Origin of the sequence: Pseudomonas sp. MWU16-30316 (genome assembly GCF_020515645.1) — a bacterium.
GTDB lineage: Bacteria > Pseudomonadota > Gammaproteobacteria > Pseudomonadales > Pseudomonadaceae > Aquipseudomonas > Aquipseudomonas cerasi.
In genome coordinates, this window is the sequence record NZ_JAIZAZ010000003.1 from 422,923 (window position 1) to 437,987 (window position 15,065).

A 15,065-nucleotide genomic window follows, 5' to 3' on the forward strand; every position below is an offset into this window, starting at 1 on the left:
AAAAAACGTATGGGTTGAATAGAAAAAAGTTGCAACTTCTATCCATCGAGATTGTCTTCGCCGTTACAGGTGACACTCTCGGTGGATTTATATTTCTCTTCTCATCATAACCGCCCAAGGCGGTCATTTCTTTGTGGATCCAAACTTCTCGCACCCGGTGCTTTATTGAGTTCGCTGTTTGAACTAACAAATTCAAATAGTGGGTAAAGCTTCCCGGAAGACAGCCGAGACAGTGATACGGAAGCAAGATCGGCTACGGCAGGCTGATTACCGAACAGTCCCTGGCGAAAAAAAACGTCGACGCTACAGAACGTTACGCCCTGGATATTCTTTATAGAAAAGTCTGCACGTCATGAGGTCTGCAATGCTTAGAAATGCTCCTTTGAGTATGAAACTGCTGCTTATTTTAATATTCCCCCTATTGGGCTTCCTTGCCTTTGCAGGTTTGTTCGTCGCTGACAAAAGTGAAAACCTCGGTGATATGAGGCGCGCAGTGACAGCCACCAGCGCCGCACAGAAAGTGAGTGACGTAGTCACCACTCTCCAGCGCGAACGTGGCGCCAGCGGCGTATTTCTGGGTAGCGGCGGCAAGTCCATGCAGGACAAGCTGAAGACGTTTCGTCAGGAAACCGACAAGGCTATAAGTGAGATGCGCGCCCAGTCCACCGACGGTATTCCCGGACCTGATAAGGTCAACCGCGCATTCGAGGAGCTGATCGCTCTGCGCCTCAAGGTGGACTCACTCGGGATCAACAATACAGAATCCGGTACGCGCTTCACCGACATCATCAAGACACTCATCGGCTTCTCTTACTCAATGGAATCGAGTATCGAGGATCCGGAAATATTGCGCGGCCTGAGCTCGCTCAATCAGTTCGTGGATATGAAGGAACGTGCCGGTCGCGAGCGTGTATTGCTTGGTCTGGCATTCAACCAGAACCGGTTTGACGCCGCACTGTTATCGCGCTTCAGTCGCAACCTGGGCGAGTTCTCGGGGTATTTCGAAGCGTTCCAGCGCTGGTCACCTGAAGCCTTCAAAACCAAACTCAATGCCGTTTTGCAGCAACCAGGATCGCTCGAAGTGGCCCGCTTGCAACGCCTGGGCTTCGATACTCCGCTGGGTGACCCGCTCAACGTCAAGCCGGAAGACTGGTTCAACCTTGCGACCGTGCGTATCGACATGATGGCGCAGGTGGAGGCAGAGCTTGGCCAGAACGTCGTCGGCCTGGCAATGGATGCGCGCAGCTCCGCTCAAAGCAGCCTGTACGTGGCGGTTGCCATTGTCGTCCTGATGCTGATCGTCGTGCTGTGGCTGGCGTCGGTGATCATCCGTAACATCAAGGTTGCGGTGGTCGATGTGAACCGCACGCTGATGGCACTTTCCACACGTGATCTGACCGCCCGGACCCGTTATGTCGGCAAGGACGAGTTCGGCGAGATCTCGCGCAATCTGGACAACATGGCGCAACAGATCAGTGAGGTCATCCGCGACATCGGCAGCGCCACGGCACAGGTTGCCACCGCCGCCGAGCAGTCTTCCGCAGTGGCGTTGCAAACCAATCAGAACGTGGCGCAACAACGCCAGGGCACTGATCAGGTCGCCACTGCCATCAGCGAGATGAGTGCCACTGTGAAGGATGTAGCACGCAGCACCACTGACGCGGCCGAGATGTCGCAGCGCGTCAACAACAGCACCCTGCAGGGCAAGACCGAAATCGACAACACCATCGGCCTGATTCAGGGGCTCTCGGTGCAGGCAGAAGAGACTTCACGGATCATTGACGAGCTCAAGGGCGAGAGCAACTCGATCTCCTCGGTGCTCGATGTCATTCGTGGCGTCGCTGACCAGACCAACCTGCTGGCGCTCAACGCAGCCATTGAGGCTGCACGTGCCGGCGAGCAGGGGCGTGGTTTCGCGGTGGTTGCCGACGAAGTGCGCAATCTGGCCAAGAAGACTCAGGACTCTACCGTCAGCATCCAGAAAATGATCGCCAACCTGCAGTCCGGCTCGGAACGCGCTGCCGCGTCGATGCAGGAAACCCTGGGCAAGGCGCAGGAGGGTGCCAGCAACGTCGTGCGCGCTGGTGAACTGCTGGAAGAGATCGCCGAAGGCATCGCGACCATCAGCGACCGCAACATTCAGGTCGCTTCGGCCGCTGAAGAGCAAAGCTTGGTGGCCGAAGAGATCCACCGCAACGTCGACGACATCAACTCGCTGGTCATCCAGGTCAGTGCCGGTGCCGAGCAGACCGCCGTCACCAGTCGCGAACTTGCGCGTCTGGCGGAGCAGCAGCAGGGGCTGGTGGGTCGCTTCAAGGTGAGCTGACAGTCAGCTGTTTGTGTGTTGTGAAAAGGCCTGGAAGCGAACGCTTTCAGGCCTTTTTGCTGGTCTTCAGAGGCCGTCGTGCCGATGTCCCTGACCACCCTTGATAACCTGTACCCCCATGACCATTCAGTCACCTTTTTACGTAACCCCACGTCCCTCATACGATTATGTAGTGATAAAAAATAATCACTACATAATCGTTGACGTGCCCATTTTCCTTTTGCATTATGCAGCTGTCTCCCCGATCGGGAGCGCTGCAAAAGGTGTGATGAACAGGCTCGGCAAGCCGTCGAGATGTTCCCGGATGTAGGCTGCCCACAAGGCAGATTGATGGAGCTGAACTGGCATTTGTCGTCGATAAGGGCGAGAAGCTGGCGAAATGTCCTCATGATGCTTGTAACGGATCGATTGCCGATCCTGGGCCGGGTCTTTGGGTTTCGTGACTTCTTCTCTCTACGCTGATGCCGCTGTGTAGCGGCTCTTCATCAAGGCTACCTGCATGTCCTTGAGGGCTGGAACGGTATTCGACGCACACTCAATCGTGTGCATTGCTGAAGTTCTGGCGCATGAACTTGATGTATCAATTATTGAACAGTCTACGAGCGAAGGGGCATCAACATGAATATCAACACACAACCGACTATTGATGAACTGGCTCGTCTGTTTGCGGCGTGCAAAGACACGCTGGATAATCATATCGCCTGGGTGGCCGAGTCGGGTGAAGTTCGCGTCGACGCCATGTCGCCGTTCACGCAAGAGCACGAGTTTCGTGATGCGCACCCGCAACTGCGCGCATCCCTGAAGATGTTCCGTCGTGGCCAGGGTTATGTCGGCAAGAAAGCCGCTGCCGATCGTGCCTACATGGAGAACACGCTGCAGGCGTTGAAAGGTGAGTGGCAGAAGACCCGTCGGCAGGCGCACTCGCAGGTTGCCTGAGTAGGGCATCGCAGGTCCTGAAGCCTGTTCCCGATACTGATCGGGAACAGGCTTTTTGGTTTTCGTCACCGGGACGGCGAGGGCCTACAGGTTGTACAAAGCGTTTTTGGTGGTATAGATTCCGGCCATGAGTCAGCGATTCTGACTCTTCTCACTCGCTGACTGTGGTGACTGTCACGGCAGTGCCTGCACATGACATAAACAGAGGTTGCCGATGCGTGCGCCACGATGGTTATGGTTGATGATGTTGCTCAGCGCTGGCGCTTCGGCGGATTGGCGTGAGGCATTGCCCAATGCTCAGGTCGTCGGTGGCGGTGACCTCAGTCTGTTCGGTTTTCGCATCTATAAGGCCAGGTTGCTAAGCCCCGCCAAGCCTTTCGTCGCGGATGCACCGCTGGCCCTTGAGCTGACTTACCACCGCGCCATTGATCGTGAAGACCTCGTCGATGCCAGTATCGATGAGATCAAGCGTATTTCCGGTTCGAAGGTGACCGAACAGCAACTGACTGAATGGCGCCAGCAGATGAACCAGTCATTTGTCGACGTCCAGCCGGGCATGAAGATTACCGGTGTGTACCTGCCTGGCCGCGAAGCGCGGTTTTATGTTGGCGACAAGCTCCAGCATGTGGTGCCCGACAGCCAGTTCGCCAAGGCTTTCTTTTCCATCTGGCTTGACCCGAAAACCCGTAACCCGGAGCTTCGCGAGCAGTTGCTCGGCAGTACCGGCTCATGACCCATCAAGGAGGGCGCATGCTGAGAAAGTGGATGTTGATGTTGTGTGCGGGGCTTGTATTGAGCGGCTGCGGCGGTGTGCCGGTAACCCGTTACAGTCAGGAAGAGCCCAAGCTCGATCTGCGACAGTACTTCACCGGGCGTGTCGAGGCCTGGGGAATGTTTCAAAAGCGCTCCGGTGAAGTCACCAAGCGCTTTACCGTGGTGATCGACGGGCACAGTGAAGGCGAAGTGCTGGTCATGCACGAGGCCTTCAGCTACAGCGATGGCACTAAACAGGTCCGGGAGTGGCGCTTGCGTCCCGATGGTCCGGGGCGCTGGAAGGGCACGGCAGGTGACGTGGTTGGCGAGGCCTATGGCGAAGTGTCAGGCAACAGCTTCCACTGGAACTATGTGCTCAGGTTGCCGGTGGATGGCACCGAGTATGACGTGAGCCTGGATGACTGGATGTACCTGATCGACAAGCAGACCATGGCCAATCGTTCGTCAATGACCAAGCTGGGTGTCGAAGTCGGGCAGATCACCTTGTTCTTTCGCAAGGCCGGTAAATAAATAACGCCTCATATGAGGCGTCATCCTTCAGGGCGGCTGTCAGCCGCCCGTCATATTCATGAAGCGCACCACCTGCACACCATCGTCGTGGGTGAAGTGGTGGCTCCACGGCTTGAGCTGCATGGCGTCGATGATGGCTTTTTCCAGCTTTTCCGGCTGGCCGGGATTGGCGCGCAATACCGCCTTCAAATCCACGGAATGCTCGTTGCCCAGGCACAGCAGCAAGCGACCTTCGACGGTCATGCGCACGCGATTGCAGGTGCCGCAGAAGTTGTGGCTGTGCGGCGAGATGAAGCCGATGCGAATGCCCGGTGCCTCGGCCAGGCGCCAGTAGCGCGATGGCCCTTGAGTCGAGTCAGTGGAAGGCACCAGCGTGTAACGTTCGGCAATGCGTTCGCGCACCTGATCGCTGGAGTAGAAGGATTCGACGCGGCTGTGTTCGCTGATGATGCCCAGCGGCATCTCTTCGATAAACGAAACGTCCAGGTTGCGATCGATGGCGAACGCCAGCAGGTCGTTGATCTCATCATCGTTGCGACCATGCATCACCACGCAGTTGAGCTTGGTGTGCACAAAACCGGCGGCGTTGGCGGCATCGATGCCGGCAATCACCTTGTGCAGATCGCCTGTGCGGGTCAGCTCGCGGAAACGCTGTGGATCGAGGCTGTCCAGGCTGATGTTCAGGCGCGTGACGCCGGCCTTGAACAGCGGGGCAGCCAGTTTGTCCAGCTGCGAACCGTTGGTGGTCATGCACAATTCACGCAGGCCGGGCAGGGCGGCGATCTTCTCGCAAAGCCCGACCACACCTGCGCGTACCAGCGGTTCACCACCGGTCAGACGAATCTTGCGCGTGCCCAGTGCCACGAAGCGCTCGGCCACCTGGAGGATCTCCTCCAGCGACAGAATCTGTTGCCGAGGCAGAAACGTCATCTCTTCGGCCATGCAGTACACGCAGCGAAAATCGCAGCGGTCGGTGACCGACATGCGCAGATAATCGACCTTACGTGCAAAGCGGTCCATCAGGACGGGTTCTGACATTTCACCTTCTAAATAATCGAGTGGGCTGTATTACCGGGTTTGGAGGCCAGTGCGTGACAAGGGTTCAGCCAATTTGTAATGCGCCAATTTCACACCTGATCGCAGGCTGGCAAAGTGCCTTGTGCGTATAAACATAGTAGCCGCACGCATTGCGGTTTGCACTGGCCGGATGACGCCACGCTAACCGAGTCGAAATGCCGCAGTCCAATTGCTTGTTCCAATACGCTCATCGACACGCTCTATGGCGCTTTGCCTTGATGACTGATCAATCAGGCCTGGCGGCGGAACTGCGCTCGTAACGCTCCAGCAAAGGCTGGATACTGATGCCGTGTACCAGAATGCTCAGGGCGACGACCGAGAGGGTCATGCCAACGAGGACGTGGCCGACATCGTGTGCCAGACCATGCGACAAGGCAAAACACAGGTAATAAAGACTGCCGATCCCACGAATACCGAACCAGCCAACCAGTGCTTTTTGTCGGACATTGAGCAGGCGACGACTCACCAGCAACCAGACGCTGGCAGGACGAATCACGCAGAACAGCGCGATACCCAGGCCAATGGCTCGCCAGTCCCAGTACATCGCCAGCGCCGCGCCCAGCAGGGTGATCAGCAGGACTTCCATGGCGCGCTCCACCAGACTACCGAACGCCAGCATATCGCCCATCATCACGCCGGCAGCCAGTTGCGAGTCGCTCATGTCGTCGACCTGCGCGACCGTGCCCTGCTCGAGGGAGGACGTCATATGCCCGAGGACCGGCTGCGCGACGTGCTCGGACGGCAGCTCTGACCGCGTGACACGTACCTCAGCCTGACGCAGCCCGAATCCGGCGGCAAATACCGAAAGAAAGCCAAAGGCACCCACGCTTTGCGCAACGACATAAGCCAGGGCGATCAGTGCCAGCGCCAGAAAGTCATTGGGCGAGGTGGTGCTGTCGGCGTTCTTGATGCGCAGAAAGATCATCAGATGGCCGACCCCGCGGCCCATCCCGTAACCAATCAACAGACCGGCCGGCACCGCCCAGATCAAATCCTTGATCAGCCATCCCTGGACCCAGTCGCCCATCGCGCCCCCGGAACTCAGGTACAGCAAGGCAAAAATCACGAATGGAAACGCGGTCCCGTCGTTGAGGCCCGCTTCGCCGGACAAGCCGAAGCGCAGGCGGTCCTGATCCCGGGCATTGTTGACCTGGACCATCCCGGCCAGTACCGGGTCCGTCGGCGACAGCATCGCGCCGAGCAACAAAGACACGCCCCAGTCCAGGCCAATGATGTAGTGCCCCGCGACCGTCACGCCAGCGATGGTCGCCAGCATCACCGGCCCGGCCAGCCAATAGGCTGAATGCCAGGCTTTGCCGCGCAAGGGCAGGCGCAACTTGATGCCCGTACCGAACAGCGAAAACAGCACCGCCACTTCGGTCAGGCGTTCCAGCCACTCGTAGGATTTCTCGAAATCCAGATCGACGATATCCAGGCCCATCGGGCCGATGCCGAAGCCGAATCCCAGGCACACGGCCGATGTGGTCACTGGCATCCAGCGCAGGTAAGAGGAAGTGAGCGCCAATAGCATCAACAGCACGCCAAGCACGCCCATGCAGACAATAAAACTCATAGAGAAAGAACCACCGTCAAAATGCGCCCGAAGCAGAGGGCGTAACGGTGGGACTCCCGTGCACGGTAATAAGTTGAAATAATTTGCCGGATGGCAATCAGCATGCGTCTTTTACGCACGGCGATGCCTTTCGGCGTCGCCGTGGACCTCTAGCGCTCGATGCTGCGGCTCCAGCGTGCGTTCCACTCGGGACGGATCTGATTGACCTGATCCCAGTCGATGGTCACCGCCGTTTCCAGGTACTTCTCCATGGCCTCGACCTGACTGCGTGTCTTGTCAGTGGTCGGGGTTTTCGGGTTCGACGGGATCTGGTCACCGAACTCCAGCGCAGGCGCCTGTGCTTCTGGTGTCAGCAGGTAGGCCGCCAGCTTCTGGGCCAGCTCCGGCTGGTTGTTATTGGCTATCGCACATTCAGCCACGTTCAACACCACGCCGCCTTCCTTGGGCGATGCATATTCCACCGGTACACCCTTGATCTTCAGCGCGGTGACCTGGGTGGGTGTCAGCGGGAACAGGGCGGCTTCGTCGGTCTGCACCATTTCCGAGATCTTGGCCGAGCTGGCGATGTATTCCAGTACGTTCGGGCCGATGGTCTTCGGCCAGGCCTTGAAGCCGGGTTCGACGTCTTTCTCGCTGCCGCCCTGGATACGGTTGAACATCAGAAAGCCATGCAGGCCGAAGGTCGAGGAGGCCAGTGACTGGAACACCACCTTGTCCTTGAAACGTTTATCGGCCAGGTCCATCCACGAGGTGGGCGCGCTCCAGCCCTGCTCCTTGAACATCCGTGTGTTGTAGGCCAGGCCGGTCACGCCCAGGCTGACGGCTGCTGCCTGTTCCTTGATTTTGGCCTTGGCAGGCAGGTCGGCCAGACTGGCGCTGGGCTGCAGCGTGTCGCACAGGCCCATGGAAATAGCCCGATACATGATGCCGTCGTCGAGAAAGATGACGTGCATCTGCGGGTTGTCCTTACTCGCCTGAACCTTGGCGAGGATGTCGGCCGATGTGCCAGGCACGATCACCACCTTGACGTTGTTGGCCTTCTCGAAAGCCGGCAGCACCTGATCGGCATAAAGGCGCTCCATGGTCCCACCGTTCATGCCCAGGTACAGCGTGGTTTCGGCCATGACAGGCGTGGACAGAAGTGCGGCGGCCAGCGGCAGGCAGGACAGCCCGGTGAGGGCGAGACGTTTGGTACTTTTCATAGGGACGACCTTCCTCTGTGCAATGGGATGACGTTCGTAACAAGTTCGATGGCAGGGGTTTGCAGGGCGATTTGCTGAAAGCGGCCGATGGAAAAGGCATCGAGCGAAATCCGTGAGGCGCCTTCGCAGACCCATTCGGCCAGCGCTTCACCCGCTGCCGGACCGATCTGAAAGCCCGCCCCTGCAAAGCCGAAGCCGTGCAGCAGACCTGGACGGGTCAGGCTTGGGCCCAGCACCGGTTCACGGTCCGGCAGATAGCCTTCGGTTCCGCTCCAGGTGCGAATGGCCTGAGCGCCGGCGAGTGGCGGGTAGAGTTCGACGGCGTTGCGCAGGATATCCAGCACCGCCGCCTGTCCCGGTCTGGTGCGTGCCGGGTCGAGGGCAAAGCCTTGTCCGCCGCCCAGAACGCAATTGCCGCGAGCCACTTGCCGGGCATAAATGCCGCCGCCTTCGACACCGGTGCTGACGTCCATAAACATCGGCAGCGGTTCTGTCACCAGCATTGCCGGGTGCCCTGAATACATCGGCACCGGTTCGTTGAATTGTGCTGCCAGCGCTGCGGCCCACGCCCCGGCGCAGTTGAGCAGCCAGGTGGCGCGCAGTGTCAGACCGCTGGCGGTGGTGACGACGAACACGTTGCTGTCGTGGCTGACTTCACTGACCGGCGCCTGCTCGAACACCTGTGCGCCTGCCCGACGAGCAGCGCGGGCGAAGGCCGGCGATACCAGACGTGGATTAGCGTGTCCGTCGTCGGCGCACAGCGATGCACCGACAGCGACATCGCCGGCCCAGGGATAACGCGCGCGCAGCTGATCGCGATCAAGCAGTTGCAAATCCAGGCCGAATCCCTGGCTGGCTTCGGCGTAGGCGCGCAAGGCATTCATGTCCTGTTCGCTGCGCGCCAGTTTGAGGTGGCCCGAGCGCTGGTACTCGCCGTCGATGCCGATCAGCTCACGCAGGTTGCCCCATATCTGATGCGCCCGTTGCGACAAGGGCAACTGCGACAACGGACGGCCCTGACGCCGCACGCCGCCGTAATTGACACCGCTGGAGTGCGATCCGCAAAAATCGCGTTCCAGCAAGGCGACCCGCTTGCCCTTCAGGGCCAGCGTCAAGGCTGACGAGGCGCCGACAATGCCGCCGCCGATGACAATCGCATCGGTTTCAATCAGTGTGCTCATGGTTGCGTCTCCACCGATTGCTTCTCCATGGGCTGCATCCCCAGACCGAAGGGCAGCGGCTTGATCGGTGCCTGACCGCGCAGGCGGCCGACGTGCTCGACGGACCGGCCGCTCTCGCGGGCGATGATCTCGGCCGCGGCCAGGCCACACATCCGGCCCTGACAGCGCCCCATACCGACCCGGCACATGGCCTTGACCCGGTTGATCTCCCAATGGCCATCCTGCACGGCACTGCGAATCTCGCCTGCAGAGACTTCTTCGCAGCGGCACACCAGCGTGTCATCCACCACGTTGGCGGCCCAGTCCTCAGGGAACGGAAACGCGGTTTCCAGCCCGTGGCGGAAGCGTTCGATGCGTCGCAAGGCAGTTTTAAGCGTGTCGATACGGGCGGTGTCTGCCACCACACCGATGTCTTGCAGCAGCCCGAGCGCGGCCAGTTCTCCGGCCATTTCCGCAGCGTCTGCGCCCATGATTCCCGCACCGTCGCCCGCCAGATAGATGCCTGACACGCTGCTGCGTCCACAGTCGTCGCGGGTCGGCAGCCACGCCCGGTTGAGCGCGCTCCAGGCGAATTCACAGCCCAGCAGGTCAGCCAGTTGCGTCTCGCTGCGCAGTGCATGGGCAAAAGCGACCGCGTCACAGGCCAGGTGGCCCGATTTGCCGTTACGTTGCCATTGAATACCGTCTACACGTTTTTCCCCGTCGATGCGTGTGAGCTGCGCACCTTGATGCACGGGAATGCCGTTTGCACTCAGCCATGCGCGGTAATACATGCCTTTGGCCAGCGTTGCCGGTTGGCCCAGCAGCGCCGGCAATGCTTTGCATTGCGCCGAAAACGGCGCGCTGTCGAGCACCGCCAGCACCTTCGCGCCAGCCTTGGCGTACTGGTAAGCGACCAGATACAGCAACGGGCCGCTGCCACAAAACACCACGCGCTGGCCAATCGCACAGCCCTGATATTTGAGCGCGATCTGCGCTGCGCCGAGGCTGTACACGCCGGGCAGGGTCCAGCCGGGCACCGGCAGAATTCGGTCGGTGGCACCGGTGGCGACGATCAGGTGGCTGAAATCAACAGTGGCGGCGGTACCGTTTTGCAGGGTATCGAGTTGGTGATTTTCGGCGTTCCAGACCAGCGTCTGCGGCCGATAGTCGATCTGTGCGGCCAGCGTGTCGAGCGCGTCGTGCACCGCGACCGCCTTGGCGCTTTCAAAGCCGTAGAGCGCCTTGGCCGAGCGCTGGAAGTTGTCCGGCTGGCGACGGTAGATCTGGCCGCCGCCGCGCAGCCCTTCATCGATCAGGCAGGCCTTGATGCCGTGGGCCAGTAGCGTCTGGGCGGCGCGAATGCCGGCCGGTCCTGCGCCGACAATGGCAATTGTCTGATCGCTCATACGCAGCGCCCCGGTTCACGAATCACCGCCTGACCGGCCTTCAGCAGCGTCGAACAGGCACGCACGCGCTGACCGTCACCCAGCCTCACCCAGCAGTCCTGACAGGCGCCCATCATGCAGAAACCGGCGCGAGGTTTGGCGCTGAAGTCACTGCCGCGCAAGTGTTCGCTGGCGGTCAGTACCGCGGTCAGCAAGGTATCGCCCAACAGACCGCTGGCCGGCTGGCCGTCAAGGGTGAAGGGCAGAACCGGGCGATCATGTTCGGTCAGTCGTTTCAGCAATGCCATAACGTGAAAGCTCCGGATTAGTGTTTGCCGACCAGCACGCGATCCAGCCCGTAGACCCGGTCGAGCAGGATCATGGTGGCGGCGGTGAGGGCGATGACCAGTGCCGATACGGCGGCCATCATCGGGTCGATGGATTCGGTGGCGTAGACATACATGCGCACCGGCAGGGTCTGCGTCGCGGGCGATGTAACAAAGATCGACAGCGTGACTTCATCGAAACTGTTGATGAACGCCAGTAACCAGCCGCCTGCCACGCCGGGCAGAATCATTGGCAGGGTGATCTTCCGAAACAGCGTGAAACGGTCGGCCCCCAGGGACTCGGCGGCGTGCTCGGCGCTGCGGTCGATGCCGATTGCCGCCGCCAGTACCAGGCGCAGTACGTAAGGCGTGATGACCAGCACATGGGCGAAGATCAGCCAGGTGAAGCTGCCGTTCACACCCATCAGCGCAAACAGGCGCAGCATCGCCACCCCCAGTACCAAATGAGGAATGATGATCGGCGAGAGAAACAGGGCGTTGAAAAAATTGCGACCGGGAAATGTATGACGCGTGATTGCCAGTGCGGCAGGTACCGCGATCAGCGTGGCCAGCGTCGCTGATACGAACGCCAGGGTCAGGCTGTTGTAGAACGAATCGATAAAGTCGGCGCGCTCGAAGACGGCCTTGAACCAGCGCAGCGAGAAATGGGTGGTGGGCAGGCTCAGGGTGTTTTCCGGGGTGAACGCCACCAGGCACACCACCACCAGCGGGGCCATCATGAAGATCACCACCAGCGCATGAAACGAGAGGGCCAACGGACCGTTCTTGGACATGGATCATTCCCCCAGAGTTTTTTTGTAACGGCCTTCGATCATGCGGTTCCAGGACAGCATGACCAGCAGGTTGACCAACAGCAGCGCCACGGCAAGGGTCGCGCCCATCGGCCAGTTCAACTCCGAGAGGTACTGGTCGTAGATCACCGTGGCGACCATCTTCAGACGTCGTCCGCCGAGCAGGCCGGGAATGGCGAACGAACTGGCGGCCAGGCCGAACACGATCAGCGAGCCGGACAGCACGCCGGGCATGACCTGCGGCAGCACGATCAGGCGCATGACTTTCGTCTGGCTGGCGCCCAGCGACAGCGCGGCCTGCTCGGCGGTGGGGTCGAGCTTCTGCAGCGAGGTCCAGACCGGAATGATCATGAACGGCAACATGACGTGGACCAGCGCAATGACCACGGCAAACGGGGTGTACAGCAGTTTCACCGGGCGACCGCCCATGAACTGGATGACCTGATTGATCAGGCCGTCCGCGCCCAGCAGCAGGCTCCAGCCGAACGCCCGGACCACCACCGAGATCAGCAGCGGCGTGAGAATCAGGATCAGGAAGATCGAGCGCCACGGCGTACCCATGCGGCTGAGAATGTAGGCTTCGGGGACGCCGATCAGCACGCACAGCAGGGTGACCAGCGCGCTGATCCAGAAGGTGCGCAGGAAGATTTCATAGAAATACGAGTCGGTGACCACGGCCATATAGTTGGCCAGCGTGTAGCTGTCGCTTTTCACCCCGACCTGATAGTCGAACACGTTGAACGACAGCACCAGAGTCAGCCCCAGCGGCAACACCAGCAAGCCGATATACAGCGCCAGTGCCGGAGCCGACAGCCAATAGCCGCGACCGCCCTGACGCATTTCGCTCAGCAGGCTCATGCGCGCACCTCGTCGGCATCCAGCACGCGCAGCAACTCGGTGGGCCAGTCCATGTCGACCGCTGCGCCTTGTTCCAGCGGCGCTTGGCCATCGTTACGGCGTACAACCGTCACTTCGCCAATGCCGGTCTGGATGCGATACAGCCACTGGCTGCCAAGAAAGTAACGGGTGACGATGCGCCCGGACAGTCGTCCGCAGCCAGGTGACACCAGATCGATCTTCTCGGGACGCAGGCTGAGGGTCAGGCTGCCATCGCCGGGCACCTGGCGAATCTGCGGGATGCCGCTGCTGTCCAGATCTCCCTGCAACATGTTGGCCTTGCCGACGAAACCCGAGATGAAGCGTGTACGCGGGTGTTCGTAGAGCTTGTAAGGCTCGTCGATCTGGGTGATACGACCGGCCTGCATCACCACCACCCGATCGCTGATCGACAGGGCTTCGGCCTGATCATGGGTGACCATCAGCGTGGTAATGCCGACTTCGTTCTGAATGCGGCGGATTTCGAACTGCATCTCTTCGCGCAGGTTGGCATCCAGGTTGGACAGCGGCTCGTCGAGCAGCAGTACTGGCGGCTCGATGACCAGTGCGCGGGCCAATGCGACCCGCTGGCGCTGCCCACCGGACAACTCGCGCGGATAGCGCTCGGCATGCTGACCGAGGCGCACCAGATCCAGCACCCGTTTGACACGCGGGTGCAACTCGGCGGCAGGCACCTTGCGCATACGCAGGCCAAACGCAACGTTGTCAGCCACGGTCATGTGCGGAAACAGCGCATAGCTTTGGAACACTACGCCGAGGCCCCGGCTGCTGGGTTTGGCGTGAGTGATGTCGCGCCCGTCGAGCACAATGCGTCCGTCACTGACTTCGACGAAGCCGGCGATCATTTGCAGGGTGGTGGTTTTGCCGCAGCCGGAAGGGCCGAGCAGAGAAACGAATTCGCCCTTGTCGACGGCCAGGTTGGTGGCAACGACCGCGTCAATGGAGCCGTAGCGTTTGGAGAGACCTTCGAGCTGCAGAAATGCCATGCCTGCTTCCACCTTTGTGCATGCGCGCCGAAGCACGCGTTTGTCATGGGCAGATGCGAAATGAAGTCATGCAGTTCTGTGGACGTTGGTGCTCGCTCTGAGTCGGCTACCGATGATTGTTCAAATCGCCCCGGTGGACTGAGAGTAGGGCGAAGGCTAGGATGGGCTCAACAAGGAATTTCACTGAATAACATCTTTCTTTGAATTAATTCTTTTGGTGGAAATATAAAGAGATATTGTCATGGGTAATTCCACTGATCGGAATGTCACGAAAGCTGAAGTCGGTGTGGGAGCCGTTTCCCGTCTGTTCGCGGTACTGCGCTGCCTGGGCGAGTGTGATGAAGGCGGCGAGCGGGTCACGCAACTCGCCCAGCGTGTCGGGCTGTCGCAACCCACCACGCACCGCTTGCTGCGCAGCCTGATGGATGAGGGCATGGTCGAGCAGGATTTGCTCAGCAAACGTTACCGGTTGAGCATTGAGTTCTTCGCCTTGGCCGCCAAGGCGGGTAATACCGGCAACCTGCGTGACGTGGTGCGCCCCAGCCTGTTGCGCCTGTCTGCGTCACTGGGTGACTCGCTGTTTCTGCTGGCACGCAGCGGTTTCGATGCGATCTGCCTGGACCGCAGCGAAGGCCCGTACCCGATCCGCACGTTCACCGGCGACATCGGCGGTCGTGTTGCCTTGGGCGTGGGGCAGGGCAGTCTGGCGATTCTCGCGTTTCTGCCCGAGGACGAGCGGGAAACGGTCATTGCCTACAACCTGCCACGGCTCAAGGATTTTCACCTGTACGACGAGGTGTTTCTGCGTTCGGAGGTGGAAAACGTGCGGCGTCTGGGCTACGCCGGGCGAAACACCGGGGCGTTACCGGGCATGGCCGGGCTGGCAGTGCCGATCCTGGACCGCAACGGTCGTGCAGTGGCTGCGCTCAGTGTGGCGACCATCTCCGACCGGCTGGGGCCCGATCGCCTGATGACCGTAGTTGAATTGCTCAAGCGTGAAGCCACGGCCATCAGCGCCAGAATCAACCCGTTCGACCCGTCGCTGCGGCGGCCCAGCCAGGTGTTTGGGCAGGTTGAATAGGCTGCATGCCTGTTCAG

Annotated in this window: 14 protein-coding genes; 5 read left to right on the forward strand and 9 right to left on the reverse strand. The window is 60.1% G+C overall.

Annotated elements, in window-relative coordinates; translation table 11 throughout:
* Positions 1-364 precede the first annotated feature (364 nt).
* From LCH65_RS13000 to LCH65_RS13015, 4 genes are all read left to right on the forward strand, one after another.
* Positions 365-2,326, forward strand: a complete 1,962-nt coding sequence (locus LCH65_RS13000) for a methyl-accepting chemotaxis protein (RefSeq protein ID WP_054081799.1) — start codon at positions 365-367, stop codon at positions 2,324-2,326.
* Positions 2,327-2,944: 618 nt separating this feature from the next.
* Positions 2,945-3,262 (forward strand): hypothetical protein, encoded by a 318-nt coding sequence (locus LCH65_RS13005; protein WP_003367294.1) that lies wholly within the window; start codon positions 2,945-2,947, stop codon positions 3,260-3,262.
* Between the two features lie 214 nt (positions 3,263-3,476).
* Complete coding sequence (locus LCH65_RS13010) at positions 3,477-3,995, forward strand: chalcone isomerase family protein (protein ID WP_226439525.1); 519 nt, start codon at positions 3,477-3,479, stop codon at positions 3,993-3,995.
* A gap of 17 nt (positions 3,996-4,012) precedes the next feature.
* Positions 4,013-4,546 (forward strand): DUF3833 domain-containing protein, encoded by a 534-nt coding sequence (locus LCH65_RS13015; protein ID WP_003367296.1) that lies wholly within the window; start codon positions 4,013-4,015, stop codon positions 4,544-4,546.
* Positions 4,547-4,585: 39 nt separating this feature from the next.
* Here the strand turns inward: LCH65_RS13015 and moaA are convergent, their stop codons facing one another.
* The 9 genes from moaA to LCH65_RS13060 all read right to left on the reverse strand — a co-directional run bounded on the left by moaA (position 4,586) and on the right by LCH65_RS13060 (position 13,967).
* Positions 4,586-5,584, reverse strand: coding sequence for a GTP 3',8-cyclase MoaA (gene moaA / locus LCH65_RS13020; protein ID WP_226439526.1), 999 nt, complete (start codon positions 5,582-5,584; stop codon positions 4,586-4,588).
* A gap of 265 nt (positions 5,585-5,849) precedes the next feature.
* Positions 5,850-7,196 (reverse strand): sodium:proton antiporter, encoded by a 1,347-nt coding sequence (locus tag LCH65_RS13025; protein ID WP_122266701.1) that lies wholly within the window; start codon positions 7,194-7,196, stop codon positions 5,850-5,852.
* 149 nt (positions 7,197-7,345) lie between these two features.
* Positions 7,346-8,398, reverse strand: a complete 1,053-nt coding sequence (locus tag LCH65_RS13030; RefSeq protein WP_003367301.1) for an ABC transporter substrate-binding protein — start codon at positions 8,396-8,398, stop codon at positions 7,346-7,348.
* Entirely contained in the window at positions 8,395-9,579 is a 1,185-nt protein-coding gene (locus tag LCH65_RS13035; protein WP_058416659.1) for an FAD-dependent oxidoreductase, read from the reverse strand. The genes LCH65_RS13030 and LCH65_RS13035 overlap by 4 nt, the downstream gene beginning before the upstream one ends.
* Positions 9,576-10,967 carry an FAD/NAD(P)-binding oxidoreductase gene (locus LCH65_RS13040; protein WP_058416660.1) on the reverse strand — a complete coding sequence of 464 codons (1,392 nt, stop codon included), beginning with the start codon at positions 10,965-10,967 and terminating at the stop codon, positions 9,576-9,578. The genes LCH65_RS13035 and LCH65_RS13040 overlap by 4 nt, the downstream gene beginning before the upstream one ends.
* The gene (locus LCH65_RS13045) at positions 10,964-11,254 is read right to left on the reverse strand and encodes a (2Fe-2S)-binding protein (RefSeq protein ID WP_226439527.1); all 291 of its coding nucleotides are present in this window, start codon (positions 11,252-11,254) and stop codon (positions 10,964-10,966) included. Before LCH65_RS13045 ends, LCH65_RS13040 begins: the two co-directional genes overlap by 4 nt.
* Before the next feature lie 17 nt (positions 11,255-11,271).
* Complete coding sequence (locus LCH65_RS13050) at positions 11,272-12,066, reverse strand: ABC transporter permease (RefSeq protein WP_058416662.1); 795 nt, start codon at positions 12,064-12,066, stop codon at positions 11,272-11,274.
* Positions 12,067-12,069: 3 nt separating this feature from the next.
* A complete protein-coding gene (locus LCH65_RS13055; protein WP_058416663.1) occupies positions 12,070-12,942 on the reverse strand; it encodes an ABC transporter permease in 873 nt (290 codons plus the stop codon).
* Positions 12,939-13,967, reverse strand: a complete 1,029-nt coding sequence (locus LCH65_RS13060; protein ID WP_226439528.1) for an ABC transporter ATP-binding protein — start codon at positions 13,965-13,967, stop codon at positions 12,939-12,941. Before LCH65_RS13060 ends, LCH65_RS13055 begins: the two co-directional genes overlap by 4 nt.
* Before the next feature lie 241 nt (positions 13,968-14,208).
* Between LCH65_RS13060 and LCH65_RS13065 the strand changes: the two genes are divergently transcribed.
* Complete coding sequence (locus LCH65_RS13065) at positions 14,209-15,048, forward strand: IclR family transcriptional regulator (protein WP_060707679.1); 840 nt, start codon at positions 14,209-14,211, stop codon at positions 15,046-15,048.
* The last annotated feature ends 17 nt before the right edge of the window (positions 15,049-15,065 follow it).

Coding starts and splice junctions, on each gene's coding strand:
- LCH65_RS13000 (WP_054081799.1), top strand. CDS start 365: ATGCTTAGAAATGCTCCTTTGAGTATGAAACTGCTGCTTATTTTAATA.
- LCH65_RS13005 (WP_003367294.1), top strand. CDS start 2,945: ATGAATATCAACACACAACCGACTATTGATGAACTGGCTCGTCTGTTT.
- LCH65_RS13010 (WP_226439525.1), top strand. CDS start 3,477: ATGCGTGCGCCACGATGGTTATGGTTGATGATGTTGCTCAGCGCTGGC.
- LCH65_RS13015 (WP_003367296.1), top strand. CDS start 4,013: ATGCTGAGAAAGTGGATGTTGATGTTGTGTGCGGGGCTTGTATTGAGC.
- moaA (WP_226439526.1), bottom strand. CDS start 5,584: ATGTCAGAACCCGTCCTGATGGACCGCTTTGCACGTAAGGTCGATTAT.
- LCH65_RS13025 (WP_122266701.1), bottom strand. CDS start 7,196: ATGAGTTTTATTGTCTGCATGGGCGTGCTTGGCGTGCTGTTGATGCTA.
- LCH65_RS13030 (WP_003367301.1), bottom strand. CDS start 8,398: ATGAAAAGTACCAAACGTCTCGCCCTCACCGGGCTGTCCTGCCTGCCG.
- LCH65_RS13035 (WP_058416659.1), bottom strand. CDS start 9,579: ATGAGCACACTGATTGAAACCGATGCGATTGTCATCGGCGGCGGCATT.
- LCH65_RS13040 (WP_058416660.1), bottom strand. CDS start 10,967: ATGAGCGATCAGACAATTGCCATTGTCGGCGCAGGACCGGCCGGCATT.
- LCH65_RS13045 (WP_226439527.1), bottom strand. CDS start 11,254: ATGGCATTGCTGAAACGACTGACCGAACATGATCGCCCGGTTCTGCCC.
- LCH65_RS13050 (WP_058416662.1), bottom strand. CDS start 12,066: ATGTCCAAGAACGGTCCGTTGGCCCTCTCGTTTCATGCGCTGGTGGTG.
- LCH65_RS13055 (WP_058416663.1), bottom strand. CDS start 12,942: ATGAGCCTGCTGAGCGAAATGCGTCAGGGCGGTCGCGGCTATTGGCTG.
- LCH65_RS13060 (WP_226439528.1), bottom strand. CDS start 13,967: ATGGCATTTCTGCAGCTCGAAGGTCTCTCCAAACGCTACGGCTCCATT.
- LCH65_RS13065 (WP_060707679.1), top strand. CDS start 14,209: ATGGGTAATTCCACTGATCGGAATGTCACGAAAGCTGAAGTCGGTGTG.